The 21,209-nt window shown below is 34.7% G+C and carries 12 protein-coding genes; 6 read left to right on the top strand and 6 right to left on the bottom strand.

What is annotated here, in order from left to right:
- The first annotated feature begins 210 nt into the window (after nucleotides 1-210).
- The 3 genes from purH to ABWU35_RS01520 all read left to right on the top strand — a co-directional run bounded on the left by purH (nucleotide 211) and on the right by ABWU35_RS01520 (nucleotide 3,093).
- The gene (gene purH, locus ABWU35_RS01530) at nucleotides 211-1,731 is read left to right on the top strand and encodes a bifunctional phosphoribosylaminoimidazolecarboxamide formyltransferase/IMP cyclohydrolase (protein ID WP_007301976.1); all 1,521 of its coding nucleotides are present in this window, start codon (nucleotides 211-213) and stop codon (nucleotides 1,729-1,731) included.
- A 476-nt stretch (nucleotides 1,732-2,207) separates the two neighbouring features.
- Complete coding sequence (locus ABWU35_RS01525; RefSeq protein ID WP_012481854.1) at nucleotides 2,208-2,465, top strand: transposase; 258 nt, start codon at nucleotides 2,208-2,210, stop codon at nucleotides 2,463-2,465.
- 397 nt (nucleotides 2,466-2,862) lie between these two features.
- Entirely contained in the window at nucleotides 2,863-3,093 is a 231-nt protein-coding gene (locus tag ABWU35_RS01520) for a hypothetical protein (protein ID WP_019078687.1), read from the top strand.
- Between the two features lie 141 nt (nucleotides 3,094-3,234).
- Here the strand turns inward: ABWU35_RS01520 and nth are convergent, their stop codons facing one another.
- The 3 genes from nth to icd all read right to left on the bottom strand — a co-directional run bounded on the left by nth (nucleotide 3,235) and on the right by icd (nucleotide 6,697).
- Nucleotides 3,235-3,873: an endonuclease III gene (gene nth, locus ABWU35_RS01515; RefSeq protein ID WP_007301977.1), complete on the bottom strand. Its 639-nt coding sequence runs from the start codon at nucleotides 3,871-3,873 to the stop codon at nucleotides 3,235-3,237.
- Between the two features lie 21 nt (nucleotides 3,874-3,894).
- Nucleotides 3,895-5,196, bottom strand: coding sequence for a molecular chaperone DnaJ (locus ABWU35_RS01510; RefSeq protein ID WP_264685580.1), 1,302 nt, complete (start codon nucleotides 5,194-5,196; stop codon nucleotides 3,895-3,897).
- 82 nt (nucleotides 5,197-5,278) lie between these two features.
- Nucleotides 5,279-6,697 (bottom strand): isocitrate dehydrogenase, encoded by a 1,419-nt coding sequence (gene icd, locus ABWU35_RS01505; protein ID WP_264684952.1) that lies wholly within the window; start codon nucleotides 6,695-6,697, stop codon nucleotides 5,279-5,281.
- Nucleotides 6,698-6,831: 134 nt separating this feature from the next.
- Here icd and ABWU35_RS01500 point away from each other — a divergent pair, with 134 nt between their 5' ends.
- Nucleotides 6,832-7,326 (top strand): RDD family protein, encoded by a 495-nt coding sequence (locus tag ABWU35_RS01500; protein WP_264685579.1) that lies wholly within the window; start codon nucleotides 6,832-6,834, stop codon nucleotides 7,324-7,326.
- Between the two features lie 323 nt (nucleotides 7,327-7,649).
- On the opposite strand, the gene purD is transcribed toward ABWU35_RS01500, so the two are convergent.
- Together purD and serS are read right to left on the bottom strand one after the other, a co-directional pair.
- Nucleotides 7,650-8,921, bottom strand: a complete 1,272-nt coding sequence (gene purD, locus ABWU35_RS01495; RefSeq protein WP_264685578.1) for a phosphoribosylamine--glycine ligase — start codon at nucleotides 8,919-8,921, stop codon at nucleotides 7,650-7,652.
- A gap of 31 nt (nucleotides 8,922-8,952) precedes the next feature.
- Nucleotides 8,953-10,233 carry a serine--tRNA ligase gene (serS, locus tag ABWU35_RS01490; RefSeq protein ID WP_264685650.1) on the bottom strand — a complete coding sequence of 427 codons (1,281 nt, stop codon included), beginning with the start codon at nucleotides 10,231-10,233 and terminating at the stop codon, nucleotides 8,953-8,955.
- A gap of 127 nt (nucleotides 10,234-10,360) precedes the next feature.
- Here serS and ABWU35_RS01485 point away from each other — a divergent pair, with 127 nt between their 5' ends.
- Nucleotides 10,361-11,659 carry an OTU domain-containing protein gene (locus tag ABWU35_RS01485; protein ID WP_264685577.1) on the top strand — a complete coding sequence of 433 codons (1,299 nt, stop codon included), beginning with the start codon at nucleotides 10,361-10,363 and terminating at the stop codon, nucleotides 11,657-11,659.
- A gap of 7 nt (nucleotides 11,660-11,666) precedes the next feature.
- Entirely contained in the window at nucleotides 11,667-12,617 is a 951-nt protein-coding gene (gene dusB, locus ABWU35_RS01480; protein ID WP_010402373.1) for a tRNA dihydrouridine synthase DusB, read from the top strand.
- A gap of 34 nt (nucleotides 12,618-12,651) precedes the next feature.
- Here dusB and ABWU35_RS01475 read toward each other — a convergent pair whose 3' ends face one another.
- Complete coding sequence (locus tag ABWU35_RS01475; RefSeq protein WP_082241855.1) at nucleotides 12,652-21,171, bottom strand: DNA-directed RNA polymerase subunit beta/beta'; 8,520 nt, start codon at nucleotides 21,169-21,171, stop codon at nucleotides 12,652-12,654.
- Nucleotides 21,172-21,209 lie beyond the last annotated feature (38 nt).

Below are 21,209 nucleotides of genomic sequence, written 5' to 3'. Positions count from 1 at the left end.
AACTGCCTGTTCTTTCCTTGAGTGGTGCAACAAAGCCATCCCAGTGTCTGGGGACTAGGATGACATCTTTCTTGATCTCTTGTATCACAATGTTCGTACAGCTATGTGCTTGTTAGCGGAATCTACAACGAGATACCGCAGTGGTATGACGTAGTAGCTATATATAGACAAATTTTCTTTTCTTAGATATAATCTTAAGAAACCTTCCATATGAAAATTAAAAGAGCTTTAATATCAGTATACGATAAGACAAATATAATTGAACTTGCATCGTTTTTGATGCAGCAACAAATAGAAATTCTCTCAACAGGGAATACTTATAAAGTGCTATCAGGTGCGGGAATAAAAACGCAAGAAGTTTCAGATTACACACAATTTCCAGAAATACTAGATGGCAGAGTGAAAACTTTACATCCTAAAATTCATGGAGGAATACTCTGTGATCGAAAAAGGCACGAAAAGGAAATGCAGAATCTAGAAATTAAGCCGATAGATCTGCTTATAACTAACTTATATCCATTTTGGAAAACGGTTAATAGCAACTCAAGTGAGAAGCAAATCATAGAACAAATAGATATAGGTGGAGTAGCATTAATTAGAGCTACAGCAAAAAACTTTCATTTCACTTCAGTGATTTCTAGCATTCAAGATTACGAAACACTGAAAGCTGAGATGATCAAAAATAACAATCAGACAACATTAGAATATAGAAAACATCTAGCAACTAAAGCATTTGCTCTGACTGCACAGTATGATTCTAATATTTACAATTGGTTTTTATCACAGGGTAAAAGCAATGAGTTACCAGAGTTTTTTACTTTATATGGATGTAAAGCACAAGGACTCAGATATGGTGAAAATCCTCATCAAAAAGCTGCATTTTATAGCAATCAATTTAGCAAGTATCCACTGGAGAAAATACATGGAAAAGAGTTGAGCTATAATAATATAGTCGACATAGAGTCTGCACTTAACATAATTTCTGAGTTTCAAGAACCTGCAGCAGTGATAATAAAGCACAATAATCCATGTGGCGCTGCTGTTAGTGATAGTGCTTTAAAAGCATATGAAAAAGCTCTATCATGTGATGAAATAAGCAGTTTTGGTGGAATAGTTGCTTTCAATCGGGAGATAGATTTAAAGCTAGCAGAGAAATTAAACGAGATATTTTTGGAAGTGATGATAGCACCATCGGTAAACAATGAGGCACTAAAAATTTTACAAAAAAAGAAAAATTTAAGAGTGATTATTCATCAATCTCTTCAGCAAAATGCAAAATATCAAATCAAAAATGTTGTTGGCGGGTTCTTAGTGCAAGAAAATAATAACCATACAGTAAAAGTAGAAGAAATAAACCGAGTGACAGAATGCACTACAACAAAAAAAGAGAAGGAAGATCTTATTTTTGCTTGGAAAATATGTAAACATGTAAAATCCAATGCAATAGTGATAGCAAAAGACGGTTGTGCTATTGGCATCGGTGCAGGACAAACAAGCAGAATAGATAGTGTGAATATTGCAGTAAAAAAAGCAGGTGAAAAATGTAAAGGCGCAGCGCTTGCTTCAGATGCATTTTTTCCATTTCCAGATAGTATAGTAGAAAGTGCAAAGCATGGAATTACAGCTATAATTCAGCCAGGTGGCTCATTGAAAGATCAAGACGTGATAGCAGCTGCAAATGAGAATAAAATTGCCATGTTTTTCACTGATGTTCGTAACTTTCTCCATTAAGCTTTGTATCCTGTCAAAATTATACCCACACAGGGCTTTGTTGCATAGCAGCTTATAGGTATGAAAATTGTAGTAAATTTATGTAGTTACTTTAAACTCAACTATACCTATCTGTAATTGTAAGCTGTACTCTTGAGCTCCTGATGCGATTTATAGCAAATCCTAAAATGCCTTGCTGTTTTTCCTTATAGACATTCAGCTTACCTTGTACATTAGCCTATCTGGATGACATTTTACTTTTTCTAGAATATAATAATTCCCTAGAAATTACCCTACTCAATTCTATTGTACCTTGTTTAACATTGAAACATGAGTCTGGAATCTAGAAATTTTTTAAGAACAAAAGTTATTCTAAGTTTTTGTTGGTAAGAAAGACTGGATTCCAGTGGGCTTTGTTGCATAGCTCAGATAAAAAGAACTGGAAGTTACTGACGAAATTCACTATAAAACAGGCATTTAACCTACGAAAGAAAAATATGTCACAAAAAATGAGAGTCAGTAACTGCCATGGATATAACAGATTTCTGCAAGAAAGAGGAAATATTTTTCATTTTATTAATGAGGCAATAGAAAATTGGTACGAAAATAGCCCCAAAATGCGAGGTGGAAATTATATTTATAGTAATAAAGTTGTGATTTTAGTGCATATAGTCGCTAGTCTCTTTAGAATTGGCTTAAGACAAACGGTAGGGTTTATAAAAGGATATTTGCAGCAAGTAGTTAGCAGTCATTAGCTATTCGCAGGCTTCAAGAAGGTTTCAATATTAAGATCAATGATTGCAGAGTTGATAAAAACAATATGGAAGATATTGAAATTGCCATAGACAGTACAAGTATCAGATAATACACCTGGTCACAGTAAGGAAAATAGCGAAGTATCGCAGTTATAAACAGGTAAGAAAGCTACACGTAATATTGAGTATAAATAGTAAAAAAGCTATAGCTGCACAATATAGCAATGGTGCCTACTCCGACCATTATGGTGCTTGCGACTTGCTCAGCTTTCAGCATGCTATAAAAGCATTATATGCAGACAGAGCCTATCAAGCTTTATAAATTGTGCAAAAAATATGATATAAAGACAAAATTTTACCGAAAAATCGTGCAGCGGAGCATACAAAATTGGATTATATGGCTGAAAGGAATGCTGCCATTAGATTATGTGGTAAAGACGGTGTGAAAGAGTGGAAGAAGGAAGCAGTTTATGGAAAAAGGTCATATATTGAAGGATTTTTTTCAAGATTAAAGCAAATATTTGGGTTTAGTTTTAGAAATAGATCTGAAGTAAATCGAGAAAAAGAGTTGCTAATAAAATGTTACTTACTCAATAAATTTACTGATATTGGCATGGCTAAGTTTTAGGTAGTTTCATGAATTTTTTATGCTTTACCCACTATCCGATAAGCGATGCAACAAAGCCATCCCAGTGTAAGCTACTCGGTTGACACCATCATAGAGATCAGCTACTTGGATGATAAAAGTAAGAAATATCGAAGTGTTGTGCTAGACTTTATACCTCTTGCATTCAAACTCACATAAATCATGAATTGTGCACGCTTCACACAAAGGTTTTTGTGCCTTGCAAATGTATCTACCGTGTAAAACTAGCCAATGATGAGCATAAAGTAGGTATTTTTTTGGCACTACATTCAAAAGAGACTGCTCTGTTTTAAGTACATCTTTTTCTTTCACAAGCCCAACTCTATTGCTCACTCTAAAAACGTGAGTATCAACTGCCAATGTTGGAATACCAAGCCCTGAATTTAAGAACACATTAGCGCTCTTTCTCCCAACCCCTGGTAAAGATACCAAATCATCGAAATTAGTAGGCACTTTGCTATTGTACCTCTCAATCAATATTTTGCTGAGCCCGATTATATTTTTTGCTTTGGAATTATATAAACCAATACTGCTTATGCATTTTCTCAGCTCACTTTGCCCAAGATTCAACATCTTTTCTGGCGTATCAGCGATACTAAATAGCTCCTTTGTAATTTTATTAACACTTATATCGGTCGTCCGCGCTGACAGAACTATTGCAACTAATAACGTAAAATGATTGGTATAATTTAGCTCTATTTTTGGCGCAGGATTTGACTGTTGAAATTTTTCAAATATTAATTCTACTTTTTTTGAGTCCATGCATAGAGCTAAAAGCTTATACTATACTGTTTGCTGTGCAAATTCAATTGCTTGAGGATTAGATAGTCCTTCAGTATTAACATCAGGCATATCAGTTTTTACCTCATCAAAATTCCTCTCAGCAAATTTGCTTGCCACTTCTGCAAAACACTTTCTAACAAGAGGCATAATTATCGGCATTAATAGCCTTCGTGGATCATACCGTCCTAACAGATCAGTCTCCTTTTGCACTCTATCTCTTGGATCCTCTTCTAGTAAATCTTTTGTGTGCTTGTCAGCATATATTTCACAGCCTTTTGAGAAAACAGGAGCTAACATTTCAATTAATACTGCCAATAACAATAGTGGACCAAGTACAGCTCCACCAACAGTTAATCCATTAGCAATGAAATTTATTGTAACTAAATAAACAGAAAAAGCAGCTAAAGGATAGTTGATAAGAAGTTTACTGCTTAGCTCGATATAGCTCATCTTACTTATGAATTCATCAGTAGAAATTTCTGAATTGGCATACTTTTTCATATAATGACCTACTAATAAACGAGAGGCGTTATTAATAATGATATTAAGTGCTATGATCCACCATGAAAAATAGCAACCTATAGTAATTGTAGTTAATATAGCTAAAGGCAGAAAACTTATTTTTGGTACTAACATTAGAGCATTTTTGCGCTCTATAAATTTCAATGCTAATGTCTTTTTATCTTCTTCAATTAGGCTTCTCTTTTCTTTTAGAGGAGTAATATAATTGAATAATTGTATGCTTGGCTTTGCTATATATTGATATAACTCTTGCATTAACTTTGCACTTTGTACACTCCTCTGAAAATTATCTAAATTTGGATTTAGCAAAATCCTCTCTATTTGAGCCTGAAGTTCATTATAGCTTTTTAGGTCTTCTCCAAACGAACAATCATTTCTTTTTAGTATAGCAATCAACCCATCAAAATCTTTACCTACAGCTTCTTCCTCACTGATTTTTAGCTCGTTAAACAACTTTCTCCTATAGTGAAACTCTCTTGCCGTTAAACGTCCATTACTTTCAGCATCAACGCTGACTTTAACACAAGGATTTCCTGACTCCAAAGGTTTAATGTACTTTTTTAGCTCTTGATAAGCTTTATAAATCTGATCAAATCTATTTTTGTTTCCACCTTTGTCAGGATGGTTTACAAGTATCAATTTATTATATTGTTTTTTCAGAAACTTGCTAAGAGCTTGATAATCTTTACCTACAATTTGTTCAGCTTTTATCTCTAGTACGTTAAACAGACCATTACTATCATAAAACTCCTGACCAGTTAACTTAAAATGTTGACTCATTACTACACCTCACATAAATACACGATGCTATTAGTATAATATATTTAATGTTTCACACAAGCATAAAAATATCAAGCAACCACTAAGAGAAGAAACCCTCTTTCCCATCATACAAATACAACTTATCCATTCTCACCACATCAAAATTGTGTTCCTCAAATTTGATTAGCAAGTTATTCACATCACTATTTGTAATTTCATTATTTGCAATAAACCTGCAGATTATTTGGTCACTTGAAGACTTTGAGCCTCCTGGCCAAATTGCAAGTCCTTTTGAGTATATTGCTATCATTTTCAGATTACTCGATTCAAATAACCTAACTATTTGATCAAAATTGTTGGATTTGTCCCAGGCAAGCGTTATATCACTACCCACTAGCTTTTTAACTTTGTAATCTTGTTCGTAATTGTCTTGTACTTTATTTATTTTACTATCCGAATCACTGCTAATTATAAGCTCAGATAACGTTGTGGGTTTTTTCCCTAGATTATCTATAACAGCTTTTGCAAATTCTTTTGTTCCAACCTTTTGTTTACTCTTTTTCTCCTTATATAAATCAGCGGTATGTACTCCATCTTCCAAAGTCTTGAGCCATGCATCGTAGATTAGTTTTGCAGTACTCACTTGACCAATATAGACCAACATATGTACTGCGGCATTTAAAAGACCAGAAGGATTAGCTATATTTTTTCCTGCAATATCAGGAGCAGAGCCGTGAACCGCTTCAAACATTGCATATTCATTACCTATATTGCTACTTCCTGCAAGCCCTACAGAACCTGAGGTTTGTGCTACTATGTCTGATAATATGTCGCCATATAGATTTTCAGTTACTATAACATCGAAATTCTCGGGTTCTGTGGCAACACGTGCCATTCCAATATCAACTATATAATGTTCCGCCTTTATATCCGGATATTCTTTTGCAATACGATCAAACGCTGCATGAAAAGCGCCGTCAGTCATTTTCATTATGTTGTCTTTAGTCAGGCAAGTTACTTTCTTTCTGTTATGTTTTTTCGCATATTCAAAAGCATACCTGCATATTTTTTCTGAGCCAGATCTAGTAATAATTTTAGTGCATTGGTACGAGTCACCAGTGAGCCTATGCTCTATTCCGGTGTAAACGTCCTCTTCATTTTCGCGTATTACAACAACATCAAATTTATCGAATTTATTTTCTATAACAGGGTGATACGAAATGCATGGTCTAATGTTTGCATACAGCCCTAAGTTCTTTCTGAGTGCAACGTTTAAGCTTTTGTGCCCTTTACCTTGAGGGGTTGTTGTTGGAGATTTGAGTAATATCTTTGTCCTTTCGATAGATTCCCAACCACTTGGAGAAATGCCGTGAGACCATTCTTTACTATAAACACACTCTCCTATTTCAATAATATCTATTGAGATCTCTGCTTTCGCTTCACGCAATATCGACAGCACCGCTTCCATAATTTCTGGTCCGATACCATCACCATACGCAACTGTGACTGATGTTGACATAACTTCCTTAACTGTAAATGATTTAATGTTAATTCAAATAATAAAGTGGGTCAATGTTGCTAAAATAGCATATTTACGGTTATTTAATAATGAACTTTTATACTGGTTATAGCATTGCAAAATATGGAAAGTGTATGGATACTAAAATAAGTTATGCAGGGATTACAAGACGTATTTTTGCATTTGCAATCGATTATATTTTAGTACAGGGAATGGGGTTTGTTATCGGATTTATCATTGGATTTACTTTAGCATATTCTCTATCACTCAATGTAACTGAAATGATTTTAGATAAAGCAGTAGCTATACAAGTAATAGGGTTGATATTGGAATTAATATTTTATGCATTTACGATAATAGAATTCGGCGGAACTCCGGGACAATTATTGCTTCGTATGCATATAAAAGACAAAAATACACTTGAAAAAATCACTATAACACAAACAATAATCAGAACAGGAACTTTTGGAGTGTTATATTTTATAATTTTTTATACAATATTGAGTATTTCTAGTCTATTTATAATTTTACCAATTATTATCATATTGTTTGCAACATTTGATAAGCATAAACAGTTCCTTAATGACAAAATTGCAAAAACAGTAGTAATAGAATATAAACCTAGTTGATGTTTTTCTTTAGTTGTTACCACCAAGGGTGTTATTCCAGCGCGTGACCCACATCTGTACGAACATTGCAATTAGCAGGTAATTTGCATAATAGACGGTGTCATTCCAGTGCTTGACACTGGAATCCAGTTTTCCATATAATCTCATCGAAAACGTTGTAACCACTTTCTATGCTAGTGTGCTTTCATCAACCTGGATCCCAGTGTCAGCTACTTTCATGACAAGAAAAGAAGCACTGGTTTCACATGAATCTGAACAGATATCATGTTTTTCTTTAGTTTACTGCTTGCAAAGTGACTTTTTTCGTTTCTGCATGAGCTAAATTAACTACCAATATCATACCTGAAGAACCCACCTGACCATTCTAGAAAATTTAACGCTGAGTACACTTTACTTTTAGCTTCTTCCACAGTATTTCCTTCTCCTACTATATTTAGCACCCTTCCGCCATCGGAAATCCAATTACCATTTTCATCTAGCTTAGTACCAGCATGAAATACTAGCACTCCAGGAATGTTTTCAATTTTATCCAATCCTTTAATTACCTCTCCTTTTTGATAATCACCAGGATAGCCTTTACTTGCAACAACTACACAAACTGTAGTTTTGTGATTAAACTCCACCATTTTTGTATTTAACTTGCCTTCTGCAACTGACAACATCAACTTTAACAAATCACAATTTGGATCAAGTCTAGGTAAAATAGATTGTATTTCCGGATCCCCAAACCTAACATTATACTCAAGAAGCTTTGGACTATCTTTGCAAATCATTAAACCAGCAAAGAGTACGCCTTTATAGGATGTTCCCATGTTAGTCAGTGCTTGAATTGTAGGATATATTATTTTTTGGATAATTTTTTGCTCCATCTCCTTACTTATAATCGAAGGTGATGAGTATGACCCCATGCCTCCAGTATTTTGTCCCTCGTTATTTTCACCAACTCTCTTGTAATCTTTTGCACACCCAAGGGTTACTACCTTCAACCCATCAATAAGAGCAAAAAAACTTACTTCCTCTCCAATTAAAAACTCTTCTATGATTATTTCTTCACCTGACTCACCAAGATTTTTCTCCACTAGCATTGAATCTATTGCTGAAAAAGCTTCATTTTCTGTGTGGCATATTATGACGCCTTTCCCTGCTGCAATTCCATTTGCTTTAATTACAAGCGGAAATTTTATTTTATTACTACGGACAAAATTTTTAGCTAACCTTTCATCAATAAAACGCTCATACTTTGCAGTTGGTATACCATACTGTTTACATAGTTCCTTCGTAAAAGACTTTGATGCCTCAAGTTTTGCAGCTGCTTGACTTGGAGCAAAAACATTTATTCCCTCTGCAGCTAAATCATCAGCAAGTCCATTAATTATCGGTTGCTCTGGACCAATAATCACTAGCTCTATATTTTCTTTCTTGCAAAATTGTGTAACATCCACTGAATCTTGAATATTTATATTCACAAGAACTCCAAAATTTTCCATGGCCGGGCGACCAGGAGTAACATATAACTTAGTCAAGGTAGGAGACTTCTTTAAAGCCCAAAGTAAAGCATGCTCACGCCCACCAGAACCTATAACCAGAACCTTCATCTTTATTTCCTCGCTTTTCTATATGTCAAAATTATTGTTTGCTTATAACAGTATCATTACTCATGTATCTTTGCAACACGTTTGGTATTGTAACTGACCCATCGGAATTTTGATAATTCTCCATTATGGCAACAATTGTTCTTCCTATGGCTAAAGCTGAGCCGTTTAAAGTGTGAACGTATTTTTTTGTTTTTCTGTCAGTTTCTAAGAAGTATTTAGTATTCATTCTTCTTGCCTGGAACGTACCGCAATTTGAGCAGCTTGATATTTCTCTGTACTTATTTTGCTCAGGTAACCATACCTCTATATCATAAGTCTTTTGTGCAGCAAAGCCCATATCACCACTACAAAGCAGCATTATTCTATACGGTAGTTCTAATTTTTTTAATATTTCCTCAGCAGCATTTGTCATGCGTTCAAGCTCATCATTTGACTGTTCTTCAGTTGTGATGCTCACTAATTCCACTTTACCAAATTGGTGTTGCCTTATCATACCTCTTGTATCTCGTCCTGCACTGCCAGCTTCTTTACGAAAACATTCTGAATATGCAGTAAAACGAATAGGCAGTTCTTTTTCTTCTATTATTTTGTCAGCAACTAAATTTGTTAAAACTACTTCACTTGTGGGAATTAATCTTAATTTATCGGTAGTTAAATATGAGTCATCAGAAAATTTTGGTAGCTGACCAACGTTATACATCGCCTCGTTTTTCACCAGGGCTGGGTGATACACCTCAGTATAGGCAAATTCATTAACATGTGTTTCCAGCATAAAATTTATTAATGCTCGTCCAAGCTTAGCTAACTGTCCTTTTAGTATTGTAAACCTTGATCCAGAAATTTTTGCTGCTTGTTCAAAATCCATCAAGCCTAACCTTTCTCCGAGTTCATAATGAAATTTTGGTGTAAAATCAAATTTTCTTTTCTTTCCATATTTTCTGATTTCTACGTTGGAGCTCTCATCTTCACCTATTGGTACATTTTGTGCAGAAATATTTGGTAAGTTAGATAAAATATCCACTAACTTATTTTTTTCTGTTTGCTCCTTGAGGCTGATTGTCTCTATCTCACTTGTGATGCTTTTTGATAACTTTACTTGTTCTTCACATGGGCTTTTGTTCATTTTAAGCCTCTTTATTTCTTCCGTGACCTCGTTTCGTTGCTTATTTAAAGCTTGCAATTTAGTAGTCAGTGATCTTTTTTTATGGTCAATCTCTAATATTTCTTTTGCAGTAAATTCTTTCACCCCTCTGCTTTTTATTGCTTTTTCAAATCCTTTAGGGTTTTTGCGTATATGTTCTATATCATGCATATGTTGTGCTATTACTAACATCATTACTCTACTTCAAAAGCTTTGAATGCTCAATATTTTTACATATAAATGCTAATATTGATTTTACCTTCATAATTTGCTAGAATTAATAAACGTAAAATATAATATGTTAGGCGTCATAGAAAAATACGATGAATTTAAAGAGAGTACTCACTTCACCAAACTTAAAGCTGGTGGAAGATTTGCCATTTATGCGCTTGGTATATACTTAGCAGCTACAGTTACTATCGGCTGTTTGGGACTGATAGTGGGGTCTTTCCTCTTAACCTTACCACTTGCTATGCTAATTTTTCATCCTGTAGCTTGGATCTTAATGGGAATAGTGCTTGCAGCGACGTATAAAATGATCGTCGAACCTTTATTTCACTTGGTAAAAGGTTATGTTGATGGAAAAGGAACTGTAAAGGAAGAAAAGAGTCCAAAAGAGCAAAAATTCACAAGAAGTAAATCACTGGATAGTGGACTAGATACTATATCAAGACAAACAAATGATTCGGATAAGAGGGTACGTAGAAATTCCTATTCTCCATCTACAGATAGTGGTATTAGTATCAGCTCAACAAAAAGTGAGCAACCTAAACAAACAAAAGTTGTTCGATGTTATACTGTAGGGGACGGTAACTGCTTTTTCCATGCTGTGTTTGGAGCGAAGAAAGGTGATTCCAGTAAATATAGAGCTGAAAAAGCACAAGAAATGAGATTAGAGTGGCATAAATTTTTAAGTCAATTCAATTCTTTAGATGATGAAAGAATGCCACCTGCTTTAAGAGCTGAATTACGGACAGTTTTTAATATGTTTTTAGACAGGCCAAGAGATCTAACAGATAAGTATAAGGAAATAGAAAAGTTAGCTGAGCACACAAAAAAGAAAATAAAAAAGGTTGAAAAAAAGGTTGAAAAATTGATAAAAAAACTACTTAGTACAGGATTACCTGAAAATGAAGTGAGTAGTAACTTAAGAGAACTTGCTGTTAATAACCTTATCAGCACAAAAAGATATGACAAAAATTATAGTAGCGAAAGTGTGACAAATTCTTTTCTGAATGGCAAATCCATTTATAGATCTTATCTAGAGGCAATTAGTAGTCAAAATTACTTTATTTTCATAGAAGAAATTCCTATCTTAGCTTCGTTGGCAAATATCGAAATCCACCTTCATCCTCATATATCACATAATCAAGGTATATTTAAGCCAAATCCTGAAATGATAAATGAAGGTTATCAACGGAACAACGAACTATGGGGAAATAAAAAACAAGAAACGATATACTTAACGCCTGGTCATTATGAGAGGTGCGAGGTGGTAGAGGTAGAGCCTTCTCTTATAGAGAAAGCAAATTCATTTGTGCAAGATGTTATAATAGCAGCTTGTAATAGTGTTAAAAATGCATTTTCTAGCGACTAGAAAGCCTATGTCCCTACAAATAGGAAGTTTGACGATTGATTCTCCAGTTATTTTAGCGCCAATGTCTGGAGTGACTGACTATCCATTTAGGAGTATTGTAAAGAAACTTGGTGCAAGTTTGCTAGTCTCAGAAATGATTGCAAGCAGAGCTATGATCATGCAAACTCGCCAGAGCATGCAAAAAGCAAAAGTCGATGAACTAACCGCTGTACAACTTGCTGGTTGTGAGCCTGATGTTATGGCGGAAGCTGCAAAGTTAAATGAGGGCATGGGTGCAAAAATCATAGATATAAATTTTGGTTGTCCAGTTAAAAAAGTTGTAAACGGTTACGCAGGGTCAGCACTTATGCGTGATGAAAAAAAGGCTGCTGAGATAATAGAAGCTGTAGTCAAGGCAGTGAGTGTGCCAGTTACAGTAAAAATGCGTACTGGATGGAATGACGAAAATCGTAATGCTCCGCGCTTGGCAAAAATTGCAGAAGATTTGGGAGCAAAGATGATTACTGTACATGGAAGGACAAGGGCACAGCTTTATAATGGTCAAGCAGATTGGAAATTCGTTAGAAATGTTAAAGAGCAGGTAAAAATTCCAGTTATAGTAAATGGAGATATTAAGAGTTTGAATGATGTTCAAAGTGCACTTAAAGAATCTGGGGCAGATGGAGTAATGATAGGTCGTGGTGCTTACGGCAAACCTTGGCTGATTAATCAAGCAATAAACTTTTTGAGTGGAAATAAAGTTTCTGAGCCAACAGCCTCAGAGAGATTAAGCATAATACTCAAGCATTATGACAGTATTCTTGAGTACTATGGAAGCGATACAGGAATAAAGATGGCCCGCAAACATATAGGATGGTACAGTAGCGGGCTTCAAAACTCATCTGAATTTCGTGTAAGAGTAAATAACATAATAGACAGCACAGAGGTGAAAGAAAATATAATCGATTTTTTTAGTTAAAAACAGATTAAACATACTACCTCATTAGATATATTCAATTTGACTGATCATAGTGCGATGCCACCACACTCTCTTCTTCATCAGAATGTAATTGATAACTATTATCACTCAGCAATTTTTCGTCATAAGTCTCAATATCAAAATATTTTTCATATTTATCTATATTTTCACAAAGCGAAAGTGCTTTCACCTTATTCATAATCAGACCCGTACCAGCAGGAATTAACCTTCCTACTATAACATTTTCTTTTAACCCACTCAAAGGATCACTCTTTCCGCAAAATGCTGCTTCCGTAAGTACTTTTGTTGTTTCTTGGAAAGAGGCAGCAGAAATAAAGGAATTAGTTTCAAGGCTTGCTCTAGTAATTCCCTGCAGAATAGGAAGATAATGAGCAGGTCGTTTTCCAGAGTTATTCATAGCATCATTTTCTCTATCAATTTCCAGCCTGTCAATATTTTCTCCAATTAAGTACATAGTATCACCAGGATCGGTAATTTCTACTTTTTGTAGCATTTGCTTTAAGATCACTTCTAAATGCTTGTTATCTATGCGCACACCTTGCAATCTATAAACTTGCTGTATTTCAGAAATCATATAGTGTGCTAACGCTTCTAACCCAAGCACACGTAGAATATCATGAAGATCAGGATCGCCATCCATCAATAAATCACCTTTACGCACAAAATCACCTTCATTAACTATTACATGCTTACTTCTTGATACTAAATACTCAACTGGAGAAGCTTGCTTATCTACAGGTTTAATTACTATACTGCGTTTTCCTCTACGGTCTTTTTCAGAGAACATTACATAGCCATCTATTTCACTAACGATAGCATGCTCTTTAGGACGACGTGCTTCAAATAATTCTATAACCTTAGGCAAGCCACCAGTAATATCACGAGTTCTAACTGACTCTCTCGGCGTTCTTGTGATAACATCACCTGCATGAACCTTTTGGCCATCCTGTACATTAAGCACTGCACCAACTGGTATAAAGTAACATGCTTCCACACCACTTGAAAGTGTTATTACTTTTTCATTATCATCAAGCAGTGCAATACGAGGACGTAAATTAGCTACACCAGAGTACAATTTCCAATCTTTTACTACTCTATTTGATATCCCTGTAGATTCATCCATCACTTCAGTGATTGAAATTCCATCTTTTAAATCCTGGTAAGATATTGTACCACTCTTTTCCGTAATAATAGGTAGTGTATACGGATCCCATTCTGCAACTTTATCACCAATTTTTACTAACTCACCCTCATTTACATAAAGTTTAGCACCATAAGGCACACTGTGCTTCAATTTTTCACTACCAAGGCTATCAATTAAAACGACTTCACAGGAACGGCTTATCACAATTTTATTTCCGTTTTTATCTATAATTATATTACTATTGTTTAATTTTATTCTAGCATTAATAGAAGCTATAATATTTGAGGATTCAACACCTCTAGTCATTACCCCACCTATATGGAAAGTACGCATCGTTAACTGAGTACCTGGCTCTCCAACAGATTGAGCAGCGATAACACCAACTGCTTCACCTATTGAAACAATTTTACCAGTTGCAAGGTCTCTTCCATAACACAAAGAACACACACCAGGACTTATTTCACAAGTTAAAGGCGATCTAATTTTTATAACATCAAGACCTGCAATGTTGATTTGCTTTACTTTACCTTCATCAATTAGTTCCCCTGCTTTTAATAATAACTCTTTGGTTACTGGGTTATATATATCATTTGCAGCTGTTCTACCCAGTACAACACTCTCTAGAGATGCAACTATAGTACTACCTTCAACTATAGCTCTTACAATAAGGCCATTTTTCGTTTTACAGTCATGTTTTGTAACTATGCAATTTTGAGATACATCAACCAAGCGACGAGTTAAGTATCCAGAGTTTGCAGTTTTAAGTGCAGTATCAGCTAAACCTTTACGCGCACCGTGAGTAGAATTAAAGTATTCAAATACATTTAATCCTTCGCGAAAATTAGAAATTATAGGTGTTTCTATAATTTCACCAGAAGGTTTGGTCATTAACCCTCGCATTCCTGCTAACTGCTTCATCTGGGAAGTAGAACCTCTTGCACCGGAGCTAACCATCATATATATTGAATTGTACTTACTATTTTCATCATACAGAGATATCGCTTTTAACATATCATTCGCTATTATATCTGTGCACTTAGACCACTCATCTATAACTTTATTATACCTCTCACTTTTAGTGATTAGTCCGTCTTGATACTGTGCAGAAAATTTCTTAATTTCACCCCTTGTATAATCAACGTGTGTAGCTTTAGTTTCAGGTATGACCATATCGCAACGACTAAAAGAAGTACCAGAAAATGTAGCATACTCAAAGCCAAGTGTCATCAATTTATCAGAAAATACCACTGTAGCACTTTGACCGCAGCTACGATATACTAAATCAACAATACTAGTTATTTCCTTAACTGTTAATACCTGATTTATTAAATCGAAGCTTAGATTCTCATGTTTAGGAAAAATCTGCCATAATATTAAACGTCCAGGAGTTGTACAAATAGTTTTATACTGAATGTTTCCATCGCTATTGATGTGTTCCATTTTGTACTTTATATGAGAATGAATATGCAGAGTACCGTTGTTTAAGGAATGCTCAACTTCACAAAAAGCACAAAAAAGTGGTAAATCATCCTTCTTAAGTTGCTGTAAAGTTAGGTAGTATATACCAAGCACTATATCTTTACTAGGAACTATAATCGGTCTTCCATTAGAAGGACTTAAAACGTTATTAATTGACATCATCAACACTCTAGCTTCAAGTTGAGCTTCCAATGAAATTGGCACATGTACTGCCATTTGATCACCATCAAAGTCAGCGTTAAATGCTGTACAAACAAGTGGATGAAGCTGTATTGCTTTACCTTCAATAAGGACTGGCTCAAAAGCCTGAATACCAAGCCTATGTAGCGTAGGCGCTCTATTTAGCAAAACAGGATGCTCTTTTATTACTTCTTCAAGCATATCCCAAACTTCTGGCTTTTCTGCTCTTATTAACTTACTAGCAAATTTAATAGTTGGAGCCATTCCATATATTTTAAGCCTTGAGTAAACAAAAGGCTTGAATAGCTCAAGAGCCATTCTTTTCGGTAATCCACACTGATTTAGTTTCAAAGTTGGACCAACAACTATTACAGAACGTCCAGAATAATCTACCCTTTTTCCTAAAAGATTCTGACGGAAACGACCTTGCTTTCCTTTCAGCATATCGCTAATAGACTTTTTATATCCAGTAGCGCCAGCTTTATTTACCAGAGCATTACGACGACTATTATCAAAAAGAGAATCAACTGCCTCTTGTAACATTCTTTTCTCATTACGAATCATAATCTCAGGAGGATTTAAACTTAACAATTTTCTCAATCTATTATTTCGATTAATAATAGTTCTATAATGATGATTTAAATCAGAAACTGCAGGTCGACCACTTTCAAGCGATACCAAGGGACGCAAGTCAGGTGGTAAAATAGGTATAGCTGTAAGTATCATCCACTCAGGTCTGTTTCCAGACTTGATAAAATTTTCAACAATACGTAATCTCTTTATAATTTTCTTTCTTCTCATTTCAGAAGCAACAGACTCTAACTCCTGTCTTAAATTCTTCCTAATTTCATGTAAATCAAGGCGTATTAGCAATTCTCTTATAGCTTCAACACCTTGCATAGCTATAAAGCTATCGACCCCATAGCTATCTTTAGCTTCATTATAAGCTTTCTCACTAATAATTTCACCTTTTTCAAAAGAGGAAACAAGAGGATCTATTACAACATAATTATCACTATACAAAATACTTTCGATATCTCTAAGAGACATATCTAATAATGCTCCAATTCTTGAAGGAAGTGACTTCAAAAACCATATATGAGCAACAGGAGATGCAAGCTCTATATGACCCATTCTTTCTCTTCTTACTTTAGAAGATGTAACTTCTACTCCACATTTTTCGCATATACGGCCCCTATGTCTTCTTTTTTTGTACTTTCCACATAAACATTCATCATCATTGACAGGACCAAAAATTTTAGGACAAAATAATCCACCTTTCTCAACTTTGAATGTACGGTAGTTTGCAGTTGAAACATCTGTTATCTCTCCATAAGACATACGTTTAATACTTTCAGGGCTAGCAATGGAAATGCTAACCTCATTAAAAGATTGCGCGATGTTAGTATGAGATATATCTTCAATTACTATGTCATTTTGCTTCAAATCCACATTAAAACACAAGGAACGCAACTCTTTTATCATGACATTAAAGGATTCAGGAATTCCACATTCAAAGTTACTGTCACCTTTTATTACCGATTCATAAATCTTAACCCTGCCATTAATATCATCAGACTTCACAGTTAACATTTCCTGCAAAGTGTAAGCAGCACCATAGGCTTGCAATGCCCAACATTCCATTTCACCAAAACGCTGACCACCAAAATGAGACTTTCCTCCAAGAGGTTGTTGAGTAACTAAGCTATAAGGTCCTACTGAACGCGCATGAATTTTACCATCTACTAAGTGATGCAACTTAAGCATGTACATGTAACCAACTGTAACTTTGCGATCAAACTTCTCACCCGAGCAACCATCATATAATACAACTTGCCCAGAGTTATCCAATCCAGCAAGTTCAAATAGCTTTACTATTTGTTCATCTTTTGGACCTTCAAATACAGGTGCAGTAACAGGAATGCCATCACGCAACTTATACGCAAATTCAATGAGGTGATTATCATTAATATCGCGAATGTTATTACAAATAGATAAATTACTGCCACAACTATAAACCTCAATCAGGAAGTGACGTAAACTACTGTGTGCATCTTTACAAGAGTTGAAATAATTCTCTACTAATGTAGTCAATTCATTATTTAATTCATCCTTATTAGGCGTATCTAAAATAGAAGCCGTTATTTCATCATCATTAATATCCTCAAATTTTTTATTATCAAGATATAATGCTGCAAATTTTTCAAAATCATCATCACTGAGAGATCTAATTGCCTCACAAAAAGCACGTTTGATTTTATTGATCTCATCAAGAATATTGCCTACTTTTTCTCCTAATTTTTTACAAGCCCAACCTACATGCGTTTCCAATATTTGACCTACATTCATTCGCGAAGGAACGCCAAGAGGGTTAAGAATAATATCAATAGGAGTACCATCTTCTAAATAAGGCATATCTTCTACTGGAACAACTCGAGAAATCACACCTTTATTTCCATGTCTACCAGCCATTTTATCCCCTGGCTGCAAACTATGTTTTACAGCAATAAAAACTTTTACTGACATCGACACACCTTGAGGCAGATCATAGCCTTCATGCAATTTTTCTACTTTTCGCTTAAAGTTTGCTATCGCATGTGATACTTTTTCATCAAAATCTTTTTTTAAGCTCTCAACTTGCTTAGAAATAGATTGGTTTTTCAATCCTATATCCCACCATCCCTCACGTTCAATAAAATTAATACTTTCTCGATCTTGAGAGCCAGAATTAATAAGAATTTTTCTTAATTCATCATAGAAATATTGATTAATAACATTGATTATATGGTCTCGTTCTTTCTCAAAGTCGTTTGCCTCTTTTTGTTTAATAAGAAACGCCCTTTCGTTTTCTTCTTCCCCTCTGCGTGTAAAGACCTGCACATCAATCACTATCCCTTCAATATCTGGAGATGTATATAAAGAGGAATCCACACAATCAAATGACTTTTCACCAAAAATTGTCATTAACAATTTTGTCTCAGGAGGCAATGAAAGAGAATGCTTAGGTGTAACTTTCCCCACCAAAATATAACCTGGACCAACTCTTGTACCAACCTTTACTATACCACTATCATCCAAGTGATAAAGATTTTCTTCATTAACACCGGGTATGGCACGAGTTATTTTTTCCGACCCTAAAGGAGTGTCATGTACAACACATTCAAATTCTTCTATATGAATAGAAGTAAATAGATCTTTTTTAACAACTTCACTAGAAATAATGATTGAGTCTTCAAAATTATAACCTTGCCAAGACATAAAAGCGACTAGCAAGTTTTGGCCAAGTGCCAATTCACCGTTATTAATAGCAGGACCATCAGCTATCACATCACCTTCCTTAACACAATCACCTACATGCACCAGTGGTTTCTGGTTAATACAAGTATTATGGTTAGAACGCTGAAATTTTCTTAGATGATAAATATCTACATCCAAGTAGTTAATTCCTCCTTTGTCAAAAGCACGTATAACTATAGAGTTACTATCTGAGCTGTCAACTATGCCACCACGTTTTGCTAAAACTACAGCACCAGAGCCAGAAGCTACGAAAGATTCCATGCCAGTAGCAACCAAAGGAGCAGTAGGCTTCAATAAAGGTACAGCTTGACGCTGCATATTTGAACCCATTAACGCTCTATTAGCATCATCATTTTCTAAAAATGGAATTAAAGAAGCAGCAACCGATATTACCTGCTTAGGAGATAAATCAATGTAACTTACTTGATTACTATTTACCATTACAAAGGTACCAGCATACCTACAGTATAACATATCATCAACAAAGCAGTTGTTCTCATCAAGCTTTGCGCTGGTATCGGCTATATAATATAAACCTTCATCTATAGCAGACAGATACTCAATTTGATCAGTAACAACCTTATTAACTACTTTCCTATAAGGACTTTCAATGAACCCATATTTATTAATACGAGCGTATATAGCTAAGCTATTAATTAAGCCTATATTCTGCCCCTCAGGAGTTTCAATAGGGCAAATTCTTCCGTAATGAGTTGGATGAACATCACGCACTTCAAATCCCGCCCTCTCTCTTGTTAAACCACCAGGACCTAACGCTGACAACCTTCTTTTATGTGTTATTTCAGATAATGGATTAGTCTGATCCATAAATTGAGATAATTGGGAAGAGTTGAAAAAATCTCTTAAGACATTGGTTAACACTTTTGGATTTATAAAATCAGATGGAGAGACTTTATCTAAACTAGAAGTAGACATAGAATCAACTACTGCCCGTCCCAATTTTAATAATCCAGTTCTAAATTGATTTTCTATAAACTCTCCAACTGAACGGACTCTTCTATTTGCTAAATGATCAATATCATCTACAGATCCTTGACCATCACGTAACAATACTATTTTTCTTATAATTTCAATAATGTCTTCATGTGTTAAAGTAGTTAAATTTTCCTCATAATTTAACCCAAGGCAAGAGTTAAGTTTTAATCTACCAATGTTAGACAAATCATAATATTCCGAACTGAAGAAAAGATTACGAAAAAACTCCTCTACTATCTTTAAAACAGGAACTTCACCAGGACGCAAAACCTTATATATTTCATATAGAGCGTTCTCATAAGACATGTTTTCATCTAAGAAAAGTGTGTTTAATATGTAAGGTCCAACAGAAACATTATCTATGTTCAACACTGATATTTTATCTATAGATAATAATTCAAGCTTTTTTATATCCTCTAATTTTATAGATTCACCAGCAGATAAGACTTTTGTAGAACTAGCACTATCTATTAAATCTTCTGCAAGAAATAAACCACATATAGAATCATAAGGAATTAGATACTCTTTCAATCCGTTATCATATAGATTTTTAGCTAATTTTGAAGTAATACGAACATTGGCTTTAAGTAACACATTGCCTTCAACATTCTTTAAATCAAAAGGAAGCCTCACTCCCTTGAATTTATCAGGGGAAAAAGGTACTCTCCAGCCACTTTTATGTTTTATATACTCTATTTTTTCATAAAATTTATTAAGTATGTCATTATTTGATAAGCCCAAAGCCTTTAATAAAACTGATATTGGCAACTTTCTCTTTCTATCAATACGAAAATACAAATGATCTTTAACATCAAACTCAATATCAAGCCAAGAACCTCTATAAGGAATAACTCTAGCAGAATAGATCAATTTGCCAGAATTGTAAGTTTTTCCCCTATCACTATCAAAAAACACTCCAGGAGATCTATGCATTTGTGAAACGATAACTTTCTCTACGCCATTGATGATGAAAGTACCTTTATCAGTCATCATAGGCAGTTCACAAAAGCGAACCTCCTGCTCTTCAGCAGATTTTATAACAGTTGCAAGCTTAGAATGATCATCATCTTCTTTAATCTCTTGATATTTTTCAAGAGAAACACCATCCTGCATAATAACAAGACGTATAGAAGCAATAACCTGAGCAGAAAAAGTTATACCACGTTTTATACATTCAGATTCACTATACTTAAGATCATCTACCCTACAATTCAAAAATTCGATAGTAGCCCTATGCAAAGGATCAGATATTGGAAAAATTGTATGAAAGATAGCTTCAAGTCTTTCATTACTCTCATTATTAGGAGTAAAGGAATTATATGACCCCTTTTGGACTTTAACCAAATCCAACAAAGAATCTTTTAAATCAATCGACCTGGAATAAGAAACTCTAGGAACAAAAGCACTAGAAGCACACATATAAGAAGAATCAACCATTAAAATACCTTCACTAATTAAAAGAGCTATATCAACAT

The sequence above is a fragment of the Wolbachia endosymbiont (group B) of Xylocampa areola genome (assembly GCF_964028205.1).
Taxonomy (GTDB): Bacteria; Pseudomonadota; Alphaproteobacteria; order Rickettsiales; family Anaplasmataceae; genus Wolbachia.
The sequence above is the reverse complement of the archived record's forward strand: the minus strand, read 5'-3'. Positions and strand labels throughout refer to the sequence as shown.